General features: G+C 62.7%; 18 protein-coding genes and 1 tRNA gene. 12 read left to right on the top strand and 7 right to left on the bottom strand.

The features are described from left to right. Nucleotides 1-2: 2 nt before the first annotated feature. The gene (locus ACHMXK_RS07155) at nucleotides 3-947 is read left to right on the top strand and encodes a formylglycine-generating enzyme family protein (RefSeq protein WP_397438949.1); all 945 of its coding nucleotides are present in this window, start codon (nucleotides 3-5) and stop codon (nucleotides 945-947) included. Nucleotides 948-1,081: 134 nt separating this feature from the next. On the opposite strand, the gene ACHMXK_RS07150 is transcribed toward ACHMXK_RS07155, so the two are convergent. Together ACHMXK_RS07150 and ACHMXK_RS07145 are read right to left on the bottom strand one after the other, a co-directional pair. After that, nucleotides 1,082-1,435, bottom strand: coding sequence for an ArsR/SmtB family transcription factor (locus ACHMXK_RS07150; RefSeq protein WP_397438947.1), 354 nt, complete (start codon nucleotides 1,433-1,435; stop codon nucleotides 1,082-1,084). Further along, complete coding sequence (locus tag ACHMXK_RS07145; RefSeq protein WP_397438946.1) at nucleotides 1,419-1,880, bottom strand: SRPBCC family protein; 462 nt, start codon at nucleotides 1,878-1,880, stop codon at nucleotides 1,419-1,421. Before ACHMXK_RS07145 ends, ACHMXK_RS07150 begins: the two co-directional genes overlap by 17 nt. Before the next feature lie 236 nt (nucleotides 1,881-2,116). Between ACHMXK_RS07145 and ACHMXK_RS07140 the strand changes: the two genes are divergently transcribed. From ACHMXK_RS07140 to ACHMXK_RS07120, 5 genes are all read left to right on the top strand, one after another. Next, a complete protein-coding gene (locus tag ACHMXK_RS07140; protein ID WP_397438944.1) occupies nucleotides 2,117-2,335 on the top strand; it encodes a hypothetical protein in 219 nt (72 codons plus the stop codon). Nucleotides 2,336-2,643: 308 nt separating this feature from the next. Continuing rightward, nucleotides 2,644-3,735 (top strand): FUSC family protein, encoded by a 1,092-nt coding sequence (locus tag ACHMXK_RS07135; RefSeq protein ID WP_397438942.1) that lies wholly within the window; start codon nucleotides 2,644-2,646, stop codon nucleotides 3,733-3,735. 26 nt (nucleotides 3,736-3,761) lie between these two features. Beyond that, nucleotides 3,762-4,646 (top strand): peptidoglycan DD-metalloendopeptidase family protein, encoded by an 885-nt coding sequence (locus ACHMXK_RS07130; protein WP_397438940.1) that lies wholly within the window; start codon nucleotides 3,762-3,764, stop codon nucleotides 4,644-4,646. Nucleotides 4,647-4,674: 28 nt separating this feature from the next. Further along, nucleotides 4,675-5,562, top strand: coding sequence for a DMT family transporter (locus ACHMXK_RS07125; protein ID WP_397438938.1), 888 nt, complete (start codon nucleotides 4,675-4,677; stop codon nucleotides 5,560-5,562). Between the two features lie 15 nt (nucleotides 5,563-5,577). After that, nucleotides 5,578-5,805, top strand: a complete 228-nt coding sequence (locus ACHMXK_RS07120; protein WP_397438936.1) for a hypothetical protein — start codon at nucleotides 5,578-5,580, stop codon at nucleotides 5,803-5,805. Nucleotides 5,806-5,823: 18 nt separating this feature from the next. Here the strand turns inward: ACHMXK_RS07120 and gltS are convergent, their stop codons facing one another. Together gltS and ACHMXK_RS07110 are read right to left on the bottom strand one after the other, a co-directional pair. Next, entirely contained in the window at nucleotides 5,824-7,020 is a 1,197-nt protein-coding gene (gene gltS, locus ACHMXK_RS07115; RefSeq protein WP_397438934.1) for a sodium/glutamate symporter, read from the bottom strand. A 222-nt stretch (nucleotides 7,021-7,242) separates the two neighbouring features. Beyond that, complete coding sequence (locus ACHMXK_RS07110) at nucleotides 7,243-7,839, bottom strand: hypothetical protein (RefSeq protein ID WP_397438932.1); 597 nt, start codon at nucleotides 7,837-7,839, stop codon at nucleotides 7,243-7,245. Nucleotides 7,840-8,089: 250 nt separating this feature from the next. Here ACHMXK_RS07110 and ACHMXK_RS07105 point away from each other — a divergent pair, with 250 nt between their 5' ends. The 3 genes from ACHMXK_RS07105 to ACHMXK_RS07095 all read left to right on the top strand — a co-directional run bounded on the left by ACHMXK_RS07105 (nucleotide 8,090) and on the right by ACHMXK_RS07095 (nucleotide 10,191). Then, on the top strand, nucleotides 8,090-8,692 hold the full coding sequence (locus tag ACHMXK_RS07105) for a TAXI family TRAP transporter solute-binding subunit (protein WP_397438930.1): 603 nt from the start codon (nucleotides 8,090-8,092) through the stop codon (nucleotides 8,690-8,692). Continuing rightward, entirely contained in the window at nucleotides 8,662-9,447 is a 786-nt protein-coding gene (locus tag ACHMXK_RS07100; RefSeq protein ID WP_397438928.1) for a hypothetical protein, read from the top strand. The genes ACHMXK_RS07105 and ACHMXK_RS07100 overlap by 31 nt, the downstream gene beginning before the upstream one ends. A gap of 132 nt (nucleotides 9,448-9,579) precedes the next feature. Beyond that, nucleotides 9,580-10,191, top strand: a complete 612-nt coding sequence (locus ACHMXK_RS07095; RefSeq protein WP_397438926.1) for a pseudouridine synthase — start codon at nucleotides 9,580-9,582, stop codon at nucleotides 10,189-10,191. Here the strand turns inward: ACHMXK_RS07095 and ACHMXK_RS07090 are convergent. Continuing rightward, nucleotides 10,146-10,703, bottom strand: coding sequence for a DUF2242 domain-containing protein (locus ACHMXK_RS07090; RefSeq protein ID WP_397438924.1), 558 nt, complete (start codon nucleotides 10,701-10,703; stop codon nucleotides 10,146-10,148). The genes ACHMXK_RS07095 and ACHMXK_RS07090 overlap by 46 nt on opposite strands. A 455-nt stretch (nucleotides 10,704-11,158) precedes the next feature. Here ACHMXK_RS07090 and ACHMXK_RS07085 point away from each other — a divergent pair, with 455 nt between their 5' ends. Then, nucleotides 11,159-11,809 (top strand): GDSL-type esterase/lipase family protein, encoded by a 651-nt coding sequence (locus ACHMXK_RS07085; protein WP_397438922.1) that lies wholly within the window; start codon nucleotides 11,159-11,161, stop codon nucleotides 11,807-11,809. Nucleotides 11,810-11,884: 75 nt separating this feature from the next. Here the strand turns inward: ACHMXK_RS07085 and ACHMXK_RS07080 are convergent, their stop codons facing one another. Next, on the bottom strand, nucleotides 11,885-12,145 hold the full coding sequence (locus ACHMXK_RS07080) for a zf-TFIIB domain-containing protein (RefSeq protein WP_397438920.1): 261 nt from the start codon (nucleotides 12,143-12,145) through the stop codon (nucleotides 11,885-11,887). 139 nt (nucleotides 12,146-12,284) lie between these two features. On the opposite strand from ACHMXK_RS07080, the gene ACHMXK_RS07075 reads away from it, so the two are divergent. Then, complete coding sequence (locus ACHMXK_RS07075) at nucleotides 12,285-13,169, top strand: LysR family transcriptional regulator (protein ID WP_397438919.1); 885 nt, start codon at nucleotides 12,285-12,287, stop codon at nucleotides 13,167-13,169. Between the two features lie 99 nt (nucleotides 13,170-13,268). Here ACHMXK_RS07075 and ACHMXK_RS07070 read toward each other — a convergent pair whose 3' ends face one another. After that, complete coding sequence (locus ACHMXK_RS07070) at nucleotides 13,269-13,556, bottom strand: putative quinol monooxygenase (protein WP_397438917.1); 288 nt, start codon at nucleotides 13,554-13,556, stop codon at nucleotides 13,269-13,271. 116 nt (nucleotides 13,557-13,672) lie between these two features. Here ACHMXK_RS07070 and ACHMXK_RS07065 point away from each other — a divergent pair. After that, nucleotides 13,673-13,748 (top strand) — tRNA-Ala (locus tag ACHMXK_RS07065). Nucleotides 13,749-13,863 lie beyond the last annotated feature (115 nt).

The raw sequence follows: 13,863 nt of genomic DNA, 5'->3' as shown, positions 1-13,863 counted from the left end.
CCATGCCCACCGCCCTGACTCGCCAGCAGATCTTGCCCTTCTTTTTCGCCATGGTTTTTCTGTCGGCGACCCTGCCCGCCGCCGCAGGCACGACCCCGGCTACAGGCGGGACTTTTCAAAGCTGCCAGGGCTGTCCGGAAATGGTGATCATCCCCGCTGGCAGCTTCACCATGGGCGCAGCACCGGCGGAGCTGGCCCGCATCCAGGCGGCGGGCGGCATGAGGCCATCACGCAGCCCTGAAGGCCCGCAACACAAGGTACATGTCAAGCGTTTTGCCGCAGGCCGCCATCCGGTCACACGCGGCGAGTTTGCAGCTTTTGTACGGGCCACCAACTACACAACCGATGACGAGAAGAGCGAAGATGGCTGCCTCAATTCGGATGGTTTGTATAAAGGGACCAACAACTGGCGCGAACCGGGCAACGTCCAGACCGATGAGCACCCGGTGGTTTGCGTGAGCTGGCATGACGCGCAGGCTTATGCAAGCTGGCTTAGTCAGGAAACCGGTCAAGCCTACCGCCTTCCGAGCGAAGCCGAACGTGAATACGCTGCGCGTGCAGGTTCACGCACGGCCTACTGGTTTGGCGAAAAAATCAGCCTCCGCCAGGCCAACATCAACAACAACCCCGCGATGAACGGCAGCCCGATCGACCCGCAATCATCCACCTTGCCGGTGAACAGCTTCCAACCCAATGCCTTCGGCCTCTACAACGTACACGGCAATGTGTGGGAGTGGGTGGCCGACTGCTGGCACGAGCGCTACACCGGCGCGCCCGCCGATGGCAGCGCGTGGACCAGCGACTGCACCAGCCAGGACCGGGTGCTGCGTGGCGGTTCATGGATCTCGGGGCCCTTAAGAGCCAGTTCGGCCTACCGCACGTTCAGCGACGAAGACAGCGGTAGATCGTATGTTGGCTTTCGCGTGGCGATGACGCTCGCGCCGTGAGCTGCGGCATCAGGCCAGCAAGAGAGCCCGCGCCCATTCTTGAGAAAAAAGGGGCTGCAGCCCAAGTAAAACCGGCGCAATCAGCTATTAAAGGTATAGCAACTTGCAGCGACCAAGCGGCCACCCTGCCGGCGTCAAGCTTTCTCCACCGCCCGCTTCAAGCGGCCCAGCGCCTGATCCCACTGCTGCGCAATCAGGTCGAGTGAGCGGCGCGCTTCGTCCAGTTGCTGCGGCGCAAACTGCCACAGGCGCTCGCGCCCGACCTTGACATGTTGCACCAGCCCCGCATCGGCCAGCACATGCAGGTGTTTGGTCACGGCCTGCCGGGTGACGTCGGTGGTGGCGGTGAGCTGCGCAATCGATACGGCGCCGCCCACACACAACACGGCCACCAGGCGCAAGCGGGTTTCGTCGCCCAGCGCGGCAAACACACCCGCCGGGCCGGGCTGCGGTGACGAGGGCTCGGTAGCTTTACGGCGTGGTGACATAGGTCTGGATGTTTCTCATCTGTTCTTCCCAGCCGCCGCTGTTCATGCGAACGGCTTCTGCGCGGCGCGCCAGAGGAATGTTGTCAAAGCCGGATTCGACCACGCTGAGCAAAGTGCCGCCCTCCGCCTCTTTGAGCGTGAACACCACCAGGGTGGTCGACTCTTTGGCATAGTCGATGGCCGGGTCGACCGCATACGGGTGCCAGCGGTAGGAAAACAGTGTTTCCGGCTCCACGCGGTCAATCAGCACATCAAACACCACATGTTCAAAACCGGGAATGGTGATGTGACCCTGCACCTGCTGGCCGGCCACAAAACGTTTGCCTTTCAGCGCCACACCGAACCAGCCGCCAAAGGCCTCGGCATCGGTCAGCGCCCGCCAGACCCGCGGCACGGGGGCGTTGATCAAGACCTTGCGTTCAATACGGTCGGTTGATGAAGTCATAAGCAATCTCCTGGTTGCATTTATTCTGAATCAACACCTCCATTAACGCAACCATTTGATTGCATTAAATGCAAAAGCAAATGCAACAAATTGCAAACAACAGCAGGTGCGGCGCGGGACGCTGAGCCCAGCCGTAACACACAAGGGTTCTTGACCTACAAGGCTTGGCAGCGCGTGCGGCTCAAATAGGAAAAGCGCATGATGATGCCCACAGCCCCACCCTTCAGGAGATTGCCATGTCCCAATTCGCCATGATTACCGGTGATGTGACCTACACGCCGGGTGACGGTGCGCCCATCGAAATTCCGCGCGGGCGAGTGGAGGTCGAGCTGTCCTTTGACAGCGCCACCTTGAGCTGGGAAGCCGCCCCGGGCATTGCCGGCGTCACCGCCATTCCGCTGGTTCAGTTCGAGGACTATGTGCGCGACGGCAAGATCACCTGGCTACCCGACTGAACCCACCCGCAGTGCACCCAGGCACCCGCCACCCGTCGCTACGTTTTCAATAGCTTCTTGCGCTTATGCAGCAAGGGCTGGAGGTCTATTTGACACTCAAGCCGGGCGAAAAACCAGCCAATACCCCCCTTGATCGCTTGCGGCGCAGAAGCAGCGCGCGCTGTGGCCGGAGGGCTAAAATCGAGCCATTCAACCCGCGCTTGTGCTCCCTGGCTGCAGACGGTATCTGCCCAGACCCATGCCTGCGTTGTGCCCTGATGTCCCTTCTGCAGCCTGCAGCCCAGCTCTTGACCAGAAAGCATGACCCGATGACACCAAGCAACAGATGGGCTGAGCTGAAGAAACTGATAGGCGAGGAACTGCGTCATCTGATCACCTTCAAACCCAGCGACCGGCGGTGGCAGATGCCTTTTGCTGCGGCGCTGGCCAGCGGCCTGCCGCTGCTGATCGGTGCGTTTTTTGGCCGGCTGGACTACGGGCTGGTGGCCTCGATGGGCGGGCTGGTGTTTTTGTATTCGCCCGCCACACCGCTGTCGCACCGCATGGTCACGCTGATGGCCTGCGCGTTCGCCATGAGCGCCTGCTACACGCTGGGGTTGATCAGTCACTTTGTCCCGGTGCTGATGGTGCCGGTGATCATCTTCATCGCGATCCTGGTCTCCATGGTCTGCCGCTTTTATGCCCTGGGGCCGCCCAACAGCCTGTTCTTTATCATGGCGGCGGCCATCGGGGCCTTCACCCCGGTGGCTGCCTTTCAAGTGCCCTTGATGGTGGGGCTGATCAGCATGGGCGCCTTGCTGGCCTGCCTGATCGCATTTTTTTACAGCGTCTACGCCCTGCGTTCTCAGCCGCCTCAGCCGGTGGCACCCTTGCCCACACCCAGCTTTGAGTTTGTGATCTTCGACTCGGTGGTGATAGGCGTGTTTGTCGGCATTGCGCTGGTACTGGCACAGGCGCTGCAAATGGAAAAATCCTACTGGGTGCCCATCAGTTGCCTGGCCGTCATTCAGGGCGCGTCGCTGCGCGCGGTATGGACCAAGCAGTTGCACCGTATGCTCGGCACCGCCCTGGGCCTGCTGGTGGCCTGGGGCCTGCTGCTGCTGCCGCTGAACAACTGGACGATTGCCTTGATCATGATGGCGCTGAGCTTCGTGATCGAGGTGGCGGTGGTGCGGCACTATGGTTTCGCGATGGTTTTCATCACCCCCATGACCATCCTGCTGGCAGAAGCCGCCAAGATGGGCCATGCGCCTGCGAGCCCCCTGATTCAGGCCAGGTTTATCGACACCGTGCTGGGATGCCTGGTGGGCCTGGTTGGCGGCATCTGCCTGCACAGCCCGCGCTTTCGGGAGGTGGTGGGCCGGCAGATGCGGCGCCTGCTGCCGTCCCGTTTTGTGTGAAACACGTCAATTTTTCAGAACCCACCATGGCCCTCTTTGCCTCTGCGCCCATCCCCCGCGCGTTGACCCGCCGCTCTGCCCTGCTGGGCGCCGTGAGCCTGCTGGCCTCGCCAGCTTTCCAGCCTGCAGTTGCGGCCACACCCCAGTTGCCTGATATCTGGCCACACGCCTCCCAAGTCCCCGGCGGTGTCGCCCGGCTGTCGCTGGGTCCGGCCACGGCGCGGCCCGTAGCCCACGCGGCGGATGTGCCCCTGCTGGTGCTGGGCGATGTAGCCGCGTGGACAGCGCTGGTGGGTATTCCGCTGGCCGCTGTGCCCGGCGAGGCACACATCACGGTGCAAGCCGAAGGCCAGGGCCAGCGGCAGATCGCTTACACGATCTCCCCCAAACGTTACAGCGAGCAGCGCCTGAAGGTCTCGCCCAAAACCGTGGACTTGTCGCCCCAGGACCAGGCGCGGTACGAGCGTGAGCGCGACCACCAGGCGATCGTGATGGCGACCTTCAGCGAACCCTGGCCGCAGGCCCTGCGCATGCGTGTGCCGGTGCCGGGGCGGCGTTCCAGTTCCTTCGGCCTGCGGCGCGTGTTCAACGGGCAGGGGCGCAATCCGCACAGCGGCATGGACATCGCCGCCGCCACGGGCACCCCGGTGGCGGCGCCGCTGTCGGGCCGGGTGATTGACATCGGTGACTATTTTTTCAACGGCAACACCGTCTGGCTGGACCACGGCGGCGGGCTGCTGACCCTGTATTGCCACCTGAGCGCCACCGATGTGAAAACTGGCGACGTACTCAAAACCGGCGACCGCCTGGGCGCGGTAGGTGCCACCGGCCGCGTGACCGGTCCGCACCTGCACTGGGGCGTGATGCTGAACCGCACCATGGTGGACCCGGCGCTGTTTCTGGCGGCCTGAGTCGCCATCCCCCCAGGCTGAGCACACCATGTCCCGACTTCGTTTAGTCATTCTGGTGGTGCTGGCCATGGTGGCATTTGCAGGCAATTCGTTGCTGTGCCGCATGGCGCTCAAACACACCCCCATCGACCCGGCCAGTTTCACCGCCATGCGTTTGTTGTCCGGGGCGTGTATGTTGTGCTGCGTGGTGTGGCTCAGACAGGGCAAGGCATCAAGCGCCCGCGCGGCTTCGCCAGATGGCGGCAACTGGCTGTCGGCCTGTGCGCTGTTTGTTTATGCGGCGGGTTTTTCTTATGCCTATGTCAGCATGTCGGCCGCCACCGGCGCCTTGCTGCTGTTTGGCACCGTGCAGGCCACGATGGTGGGTTATGGCGTGTGGCAGGGCGAGCGTTTGCAAAGGTGGCAGCTTGTCGGCTTCAGCCTGGCCGTGGCCGGGCTGGTGGCGCTGATGCTGCCGGGGCTGGCGGCCCCGTCCCTGCTCGGCTCGGTCTCGATGATGAGTGCGGGGGCGGCGTGGGGAATTTATTCGCTGCGCGGCAAAGGTGCGGGTGATCCGACCCGCGTGACGGCCGGTAATTTTTTGCGCACGCTGCCCATGGCGCTGGTGCTGAGCCTGCTCATGATCCAACACCTGTCGCCGGACGTTGCCGGCCTCGCACTGGCGGTCTTGTCGGGGGCGCTGGCCTCCGGCCTGGGTTATGCCCTGTGGTACCAGGCCTTGCCTGTTTTACCCGCAACACAAGCGGCCTCCGTGCAACTGAGTGTTCCGGTCCTTGCCGCGTTGGGCGGCATCGTCTTTATCGGCGAAGCCCTGAGCTGGCCCACGGTGCTGGCGTCTGTCACCATTCTGGGCGGCATCGCGCTGGTGATCCTGAACAAGAAACAACCCCCCACCCCAAAAGCACACCTCCCATGAAAAATCTACCGGCCCTTGGCGCTGGCCTACAAGGTGCAGCTTCCTCGTGCCGCCATCGATCCGCGCCTGAGTTATGCCCTGCGCGCCACGATCACGCTGGGCAGCGAGTCGCCGATTGCGGCGTTTGAAAACAAGGTGCTTGACATGCTGGCCACCACCACGGGGCAACACATTGACAGGCAGCAGTTAAGCCTGCTGGGCGGTAGCCAGGTGCTGGCGCGTTTTGAAGCGGTTTACCTGTGAGGCGGCGGGGGCGCCCGCCTATTTCAGGTAGTTCACAAACCCCGTGATGATCACAGCGTTGAAAAAATCGATGAACAAGGAACCCACCAGCGGGATCACAAAAAACGCCTTGGCCGACGGGCCGTTGGCACTGGTGAAGGCCTGCATATTGGCCATGGCATTGGGCGTGGCGCCCATGCTGAAACCGCAGTGGCCGGTGGCGATAACCGCGGCGTCGTAGTCGCGACCCATGATGCGGAAGGTGACCCAATAGGCGTAGGCAAACATCAGCGCCGTCTGCGCCAGCAGGATCAGCAGCAGCGGGCCGGCCACCTCGGCCAGTTCCCAGAGTTTCATGGACATCAGCGCCATGGCCAGAAAAAAGGCCAGCGACACCTGGCCCACCGCCTCGAACTGGCGCGTCGGCAAGGGCCCGCGGCGCCAGTCGATGACGTTGCGCATCAGGGCCGCCAGCACCATGGGGCCGAGGTAAGCCGGCAGCACCACACCCCGCGCACTGAGCAGGTTCACCAGCACCGTCCCCACTCCAATCGCCACGGCAATCAGGATGGCGGCGTGCATGAGGGCCCCCTTGCTGTTGGCGCTGGCCTCTGGGGTTTGCGCGGCCTGAGACACTTCGGCAACGGTGGACTCGTCCGGTCCGCGCAGGCTCTTGCGCCGCATCAACAACTTGCCGACCGGCCCGCCAATCACACAACCGGCCACCAGGCCGAAGGTGGCGGCGGCAATGGCTGCCGGCAAGGCGCCCACGACGCCGGCCTGCTCCAGCAGCGGTCCAAAAGCGGCCGCCGTGCCGTGCCCGCCGGTGAGCGCAATCGAGCCGGCCGCCACACCAATGAGCGGATGCACGCCCAGAGCCGAGGCCAGCAACGCGCCCAGCGTGTTCTGCATCAGCACCAGCCCGATGGCTGCCGCCAGAAACAGCGCCACACCCACGCCGCCTTTTTTCAGCAGCTCGAAGCTGGCGGAAAAACCGATGGTGGTGAAAAACACCAGCAGCATCAGGGTGCGCATGTTGTCGTCAAAATGCAGCAGAAAGGTCCCGGTCTCATGGCCGACCAGCGCCACCAGCGAAAACAGCACCCCGCCAATGATGGGACCGGGGATGAAATAACGTGCGAGCAGCCCGACCTTTTTCTTGATGAACTCCCCCACCACCAGCAACACGGCGGCCATGCCGACGGTTTGGGCGATATCGAGCTGGATGGTGATCACGGCGGTGTTTCCTTGGAGGGGGTTCAGGCAACACTTGCCTATCCGGACTTGCTACCAAATAAATAGCTTGTAGCGCATGCGCACTATGCGCTGGCGGCCGATTTTACAGTCATACGCCGGCGCGCCCGTTCCCCGGAGTGCAGGCGTCAGACCCACGAAAAAAGGCCAGGCCATTCAGCTCTTTCGAAACTGAATGCCTGGCGGGGCTTGCGGGTCTTGTGTTTAGCCGCGCGGGTTGATCAAGCGCTCCACCTGGTTGCGCAAAGCGCTCAGCTCATCGCGCAGTTGGCGGCGCTCTTGCGGGGTCACGACGCCGTCGGACTTGAAAGCGGCTTCACGGCGTTCAATGGCGCGCTCACGGCCGTGCAACATGCGGGCTTCGCGCTGGCTGATGCGGCCGCTGCGTAGGCCGTCGTTTATGCGCTGGCTGATCTCGCGCTGGCTGTTGTCGATGCCGGGTGTGGCGCTGTCCTGCCCGTGCTGGCCCACCACGTCGCGGTTGTTCATCATGCGTTCAACTTCCGCGCTCAGGTTTGCCATGTCGGCGCGCAGTTGCTGGCGTTCTTGCGGCGTGGCGCGACCGTCTGACTTGAAGTAGGCCTCACGGTTCTGGATATCGCGGTCACGGCGGTACAAGGCTTGCGCCTCTGACGGCGTGATATGCCCGGACTGCAGGCCTTGCTGAATGCGGGCATGGACCGCCTGCTGGGCATTATCAATGCCGGGCGTGTTGGTGTTTTGGGCCATGGCAGGCGCTGCGGCCAGACCGGCGAACAGGGCGGCGGCCAAGGCTGTGGCGGTGAAAAGTTTCGATGTCATGGCATTCTCCTGGTCAAGTGGAAGGGCAGCAACTCAAGCCATCAACGGCGTCAGTTGGAGCGGCTCCTGCATCGCGGCTTTGTGAAAGCCTGTTCGCGATTCAGTGCCTCCATTGTTGGCCGGCCTTTGTCAACGCCTTGTAATCCAAACGGAGATTTACCGGGTATTTACCGCCCGACTGCAATGGTGTCGAAATGCCTCCCATGCAAACCCCCAATCGCCCAGCGCTCACTCTGGTTAGACTGCCTCCATGCTGTTGATCCCCTCCCTGACCCGCAAACAAACCCTGCTCATCACGCTTGTCGTCATCGCCGGGCTGGCGGTGCTGCTGTCCCTGCTCTCGCGCTCCATCAGCCCGGCACCGCCACGCACGGCGGAGATGACAACCGGTGCGGTGGATGGCGCGGTGCACCAGTTTGCGCTCCGCTACCAGAGTTACCTGAAGGCCAACGGCGTGAACCTCAAGCTGCTGCCATCCACCGGCGCAGTACAAAACCTGGAGCGCCTCAACGCCGGCACCGCGATTGGTTTCATGCAGGGCGGGCTGGGTCAGCTGACGCTGGACAGCGCGGATACCGATGCCGACACGCCGCTGCGTTCCTTGGGCGTGATCGGCTACGAACCGGTGTGGCTCTTTACCTCCAGCGCTTTCGCCAAGTCACTGGCCACCGGCCTGGGGCCGCTGGCCGGCAAAAAAATTGCGATTGGTGCCGAAGGCAGCGGCACACGCAAGGTCGGGCTGGAGGTTTTGCAAAGTTACGGTGTGACGCCGGCCAATGCCACCTTGCTGCCCAGCGGTGGCCTGCTGGCCGCCAAGCTTTGGTGGCCAAAGAGCTGGACGCCTTGCTCCTGATAGGCGCACCGCAAACCCCCGCCGTGCAATTGCTGCTGGCACAGCCCGGCGTGCAACTGGTGTCACTGGAACACGCCGAAGGTCTGACGCGGCGCCTGCCTTACCTGTCGCTGATCACGCTGCCGGCCGGCTCGGTGGACCCGGCGCAAGACCTGCCGCGCGAAAACATCACGCTGCTGACCACCACCGCCAACCTGGTGGTGCAACAAGACCTGCACCCGGCCTTGTCCTATTTGCTGCTGGAGGCCGCGCATGACATTCATCGTGGCGGCACCTTGCTGAACAAGCCCGGCGAGTTTCCCAACCCGCGCGCCACGGACTACCCGCTGGCCGACGAAGCCGCACGTTATTACAAGGACGGCCGGCCGTTTTTGCAGCGTTACCTGCCCTACTGGGCGGCCAATGCCTTGCAGCGCCTGCTGCTGGTGCTGGTGCCGCTGGTGGCGATTGCGATTCCGCTGTTCAGGGTGGTGCCCAAACTTTTTGAGTTCCGGGAGAAAAGCCGGCTGTACCGCCGCTACGGCGTGTTGCTGGAGATGGAGCGCGACATCCAGTCGCGCCAGCTCAGCGCCAGCGAGATCGCACGGGCCACGGCCCAGCTCGACAAGATAGAACACGACGTGAGCCACATGAAAATCTCGCTGGACTTTTCAGACCGCGTCTACACCTTGCGCCAGCATGTGGACTATGTGCGCCGGCAGTTGCATGCCGGCGGTGAAACGCCCGCCGGTCCGGGCAAGCCGCCTGCGGTTTGAGTGCTGAGGCGCTATCAGTTTGATAGCTGTCTGCGCCCATTGCTACTTGACTGGAGGCAATCTTTATCAATAAATACGCCTGCAACGCCCCCTGCCAGCCGTCGGATCGGGTGAATGTTATGCTTCGCCGCCATGCCTTCATCCCCGGTTTTCCCTGCCGCGCGCCTGATTCTCTTCAACAAGCCTTATGGCGTGTTGAGCCAGTTCACGCCCGAAGGCCGCTGGCGCGGATTGAAAGACTTCATCAGCATTCCGGGCATTTATGTGGCCGGGCGGCTGGACGCCGACAGTGAAGGCCTGTTGCTGCTGACCAATAACGGCCAGCTGCAGGCGCGGATTGCCGACCCGCGTTTCAAGATGGAAAAAATTTACTGGGTGCAGGTGGAAGGCCAGCCCGACGAAGCCGCACTCGAAGCCTTGCGCCGCGGCGTGTTGCTCAACGACGGCCCCACCCGCCCGGCCCGTGCCCGTTTGATGGATCCACCGCCCGACTTGTGGGAGCGTGATCCGCCAGTGCGTTTTCGCCAGTCCATCCCGACGGCCTGGCTAGAGCTGGGCATTCGCGAAGGTCGCAACCGCCAGGTGCGGCGCATGACGGCGGCCGTGGGGTTTCCAACGCTGCGGCTGATACGCGCCGCCATCGGCCCTTACAGCCTGGACGGTTTGGCGCCGGGAACCTGGCGCGAAAGCGCGGTGGATCAGGGCCCGGGTTCGGGTTCTATCCAGTCGCTGGCGAGCAGGTAACGCCGCACCAGGTCAAAAAAGCGGTCGTAAAAAGCATCGGCGGTGATGGTTTCGCTGCCGACCTTGACCATGGCGTCACTGCCCGAACTGAAAGGCAGCGAGACCGAACCGATCGCACCCACGCCCAGGCTGGCCGAGTTGTTGCTTTTCTTCAGCGCGTAAATGTCTTGCAGGGCGGTGACAAACCCCAGGCTGACTTTGCCGTCGGTGGTGTCGGGCACACACACCACCCGTATCGCCATCTGCAGATGCGACTCCGGCTCCGGCTGGAAACTCTTGTGGCCTTCCACCAGGTCGTCCCTGGCGGTGTTGATGATGTAACCCTGGCTCAGCAAGGCGCGCCTAGCCGCCTCGCAGGTTTGTGGCGCAGTAGCGTCGAACAAACGCGAATAGGTCGCGGTGGAATCAAAATTCTCTTGCACCGGAAACTGTTTGACCGGGGTCCCGCAAGCTGCCAGCAAGGCCAACAGGCTGCACAGGCCCAGGCAACGGGCAATGGATAGTCTAGGCATCCAGGAAAAATTTAACACCGGGCAACTCCTTCAAAGCTCATACAGCGTATTGTCGGGTCAACCTATGACCGCTATATGGCTCGCGCAATTTCCAGATCGCAGCCAACGGCTACACCGGCGCCATTGCCGGCGCGCAGCCCTACAGCTGGGTGAAGATCAGTTTACGATGCTGGCCGTGCTGCTGTTCATTCGCCTCGGGTTGGCGGCCACGCAATAAGCCGCGCGCTATGCCTGTTCGCGGGGTGACGCAGACCGCCGACTTATGCCCACGCACTGTGAACCACCCTGTTAATAACCCATGGAACAAGCCCAAAAACCCACGCCGGCATTGGCCTCCCGGGCTTTGCTTAAAATTTGAGCAACCGTGAAAAAGCACAAGGCCAGGGTCATGCGGCTACGCCAGCGCAAGCACTGGTAGAGTCCAGGCCACAACCACCGCCAAGGATGTGAACGCCATGACGCCTTACCCCACCCGCCGCCAATGGCTGCTGGCCAGCAGCGCCGCCGCCATCTTGCTGAGCAGCGCTTGCTCCAGATCCGCCAAGCCCAAGGGCCAGACCCTGGCCAAGGAAGCCACGCTGCTTTGTCTGGGCGATTCGCTGACCTTTGGTTATGGCGCCACGCCGGACACCAGTTATCCGCAGCGGCTGGAACAATTGACCGGCCATGTCACGCAGAACGCCGGTGTGAACGGCGACACCACCGACGGCGCGCTGGCACGTCTGCCGGGCCTGCTGCAGGCCAACACACCTGGCCTGGTGCTGGTGTCCATAGGCGGCAATGATTTCTTGCGCGGCCTGCCACTGGACCGAACCAAGGCGACCCTCGAACAAATCGTGCAGACCGCCGGCGCCAACACGCAGGTGGTGCTGATCGCCCAGCCCAAACCGGTGCTGCTGGCGGCCGCCACCGGCTCGCTCAAAGACCACGAGGTCTATGCCGAAGTGGCCAGCGACACCGGCGTGGCCCTGTTTGCCGGCGGCTGGTCGCATGTGTTGTCGCGCGCCGAATTGCGCTCGGACCAGATTCACGCCAACAGCGAGGGCTACAAGGTGTTCGCCGAACGCCTGGCCGCCTGGCTGCGCGAGATGAAGTTTGTCGCCTGAACGCCGGCTAGCTTTATTCCCCGCTATACCTTTGATAGCTGCTTGCGACCAGCACCATTGGACTAGAGCCCGATCTCAGTCAAAAATCTCGTTCAACCAGGATTTTTTGCGCTGGCCATAGTGGCCCTTGTGGCCGCGGTAGTCAGAATCCACAAAGTCAGGCCGGGCTGGTGCGGCAACCGGACGCGCCGCAGCTGCAGGCGCTGCGCGCTCGACCAGCTTGTCCAGCTCGCCGCGATCCAGCCAGACGCCGCGGCATTGCGGGCAGTAGTCAATCTCAATCCCCTGGCGATCGGTCATCAACAAGGTGGCATCAGGGCAGGCAGGACATTTCATAAAGACCTCACAGAAGTTGCATCGATTCATCGCACCGCGGCCAACCAGGCCACGGCAAGCTGCAACCATAGGGGATTCCATCATTCTGAAAAAGCAGATAATTGAGAAGACTTTCTTCTTAAAAACATGAGGTTTAAAAATGAACTTCAACTACCGCCACCTGTATTACTTCTGGGTTGTCGCCAAGGAAGGCGGCATGGCCCGCGCCGCCGACCGCCTGGGCATGGCCGTGCAAACCGTGAGCACGCAGGTGCGCGAGCTGGAACGCTCGCTGGGTTACGCCCTGCTCAAGCCGGCCGGCCGCGGCCTGGTGCTGACGGACGCGGGCGTCGCCGCCATGCAGCAGGCCGAGCTGATCTTCCAGCTCGGCGAGCAGTTGCCGGGGGTGGTGCGTGACGCCGTCGGTTCGCCCAGCGTGCGCCTGGTGGTCGGCATTTCCGACGGCCTGCCCAAGCTGGCGGTGCGCCGCCTGATGCAGCCGGTGATGCAGGAACCCAACCTCAAGCTGCTGTGCCACGAAGACGAATTTTCCGACCTGCTGGCCGGCCTGGCCTTGCACCGGCTCGACGTGGTGCTGTCCGACCGCGCCGCACCACCCAACCCCAACCTCAAGGTCTACAGCCACCCCCTGGCCTCCTCACCCATGGCCTGGTACGCACCGGCGTCGCTGTATGCGGCCGCAAAACGCGGTTTCCCCCAGTCCCTGGGCAAGGTGCCGGTGTTGCTGCCCACCACGCATGCGGCGGTACGTGTGCGCCTGGACCAGTGGTTTGAACGCCTGGCGATCAAGCCGCGCGTGGTCGGCGAGTTCGAGGACAGCGCGCTGCTGAAAACTTTTGGCGCCGCGGGCATGGGCGTGTTCCCGGCGGCCGAGCTGGTGCATGAAGACCTGACGGCGCGTTACAACGTCAGGCGTGTGGGCTCCTGCGACAGCGTCGAGGAACATTTTTTCGCCATAGGTGCCCACAAAAAAGTGCTGCACCCGCTGGTGCAAAAGCTGCTGCCGGTCCAGCGGGCGGGCTAAGCTGCTCCAGCAAGAATCGCTATATTTTCAATAGCTGCTTGCGTCCGTCGTGTATGGGCTGGAAGCCGATTTAACACTCAATCGGCAAGCCCCGCAGCCTCAGGCCAGCTTGGTGTAGGCCAGAATTTCCGGCGGCGAGGCAAACAGAGGACCGGCGGCAGCAATCGCCGTAGCCACATGCGGCGTGCCCATGTGGGCCTGGGCCGCGGCTTCGTCTTGCCATTGCTCCACGGTTTGAAACACATGCGGCGCGGCGGCCTGCTGGTACAGCGCATACGACACACAACCCGCCTCCTGGCGCGACTGCGCCACCAGCGTGAGGAGCAATTGCCGCGCGCTGTCGGCAGCAGCGGGCTGAACGGTGATGCGGGCAAGAACGTAGTGCATACCTGTCTCCTTGGCGGACGGTGGTTGGGTCGTAGGCCCACCCATGGTAGGCGCCGGCAGGCCGCATGGCAAACACTGGCAAGGACGGCCGCATTTCGCTAAGATAAACAGACAGTGGGGGGGTAGCTCAGCTGGGAGAGCGCTGCGTTCGCAATGCAGAGGTCGGGAGTTCGATCCTCCTCCTCTCCACCACTTTCATCAAGAAAAACAACGAACTATGTCGCGCGAAGCATAAGCGTGCCGTTTCGGCACGCTTATGCTTCATTTTTCGACGACATCCAACACCCAACAACCTTTCCCCAAAACT

The sequence above is a fragment of the Polaromonas sp. UC242_47 genome, assembly GCF_044452385.1.
Lineage (GTDB): Bacteria > Pseudomonadota > Gammaproteobacteria > Burkholderiales > Burkholderiaceae_C > Polaromonas.
This window is presented reverse-complemented; position numbering and strand designations above follow the sequence as displayed.

Coding starts and splice junctions, on each gene's coding strand:
- ACHMXK_RS07150 (WP_397438947.1), bottom strand. CDS start 1,435: ATGTCACCACGCCGTAAAGCTACCGAGCCCTCGTCACCGCAGCCCGGC.
- ACHMXK_RS07090 (WP_397438924.1), bottom strand. CDS start 10,703: ATGCCTAGACTATCCATTGCCCGTTGCCTGGGCCTGTGCAGCCTGTTG.
- ACHMXK_RS07080 (WP_397438920.1), bottom strand. CDS start 12,145: ATGAAATGTCCTGCCTGCCCTGATGCCACCTTGTTGATGACCGATCGC.
- ACHMXK_RS07145 (WP_397438946.1), bottom strand. CDS start 1,880: ATGACTTCATCAACCGACCGTATTGAACGCAAGGTCTTGATCAACGCC.
- ACHMXK_RS07085 (WP_397438922.1), top strand. CDS start 11,159: ATGACGCCTTACCCCACCCGCCGCCAATGGCTGCTGGCCAGCAGCGCC.
- ACHMXK_RS07095 (WP_397438926.1), top strand. CDS start 9,580: ATGCCTTCATCCCCGGTTTTCCCTGCCGCGCGCCTGATTCTCTTCAAC.
- ACHMXK_RS07105 (WP_397438930.1), top strand. CDS start 8,090: ATGCTGTTGATCCCCTCCCTGACCCGCAAACAAACCCTGCTCATCACG.
- ACHMXK_RS07155 (WP_397438949.1), top strand. CDS start 3: ATGCCCACCGCCCTGACTCGCCAGCAGATCTTGCCCTTCTTTTTCGCC.
- ACHMXK_RS07140 (WP_397438944.1), top strand. CDS start 2,117: ATGTCCCAATTCGCCATGATTACCGGTGATGTGACCTACACGCCGGGT.
- ACHMXK_RS07110 (WP_397438932.1), bottom strand. CDS start 7,839: ATGACATCGAAACTTTTCACCGCCACAGCCTTGGCCGCCGCCCTGTTC.
- ACHMXK_RS07135 (WP_397438942.1), top strand. CDS start 2,644: ATGACACCAAGCAACAGATGGGCTGAGCTGAAGAAACTGATAGGCGAG.
- ACHMXK_RS07070 (WP_397438917.1), bottom strand. CDS start 13,556: ATGCACTACGTTCTTGCCCGCATCACCGTTCAGCCCGCTGCTGCCGAC.
- ACHMXK_RS07075 (WP_397438919.1), top strand. CDS start 12,285: ATGAACTTCAACTACCGCCACCTGTATTACTTCTGGGTTGTCGCCAAG.
- ACHMXK_RS07130 (WP_397438940.1), top strand. CDS start 3,762: ATGGCCCTCTTTGCCTCTGCGCCCATCCCCCGCGCGTTGACCCGCCGC.
- ACHMXK_RS07125 (WP_397438938.1), top strand. CDS start 4,675: ATGTCCCGACTTCGTTTAGTCATTCTGGTGGTGCTGGCCATGGTGGCA.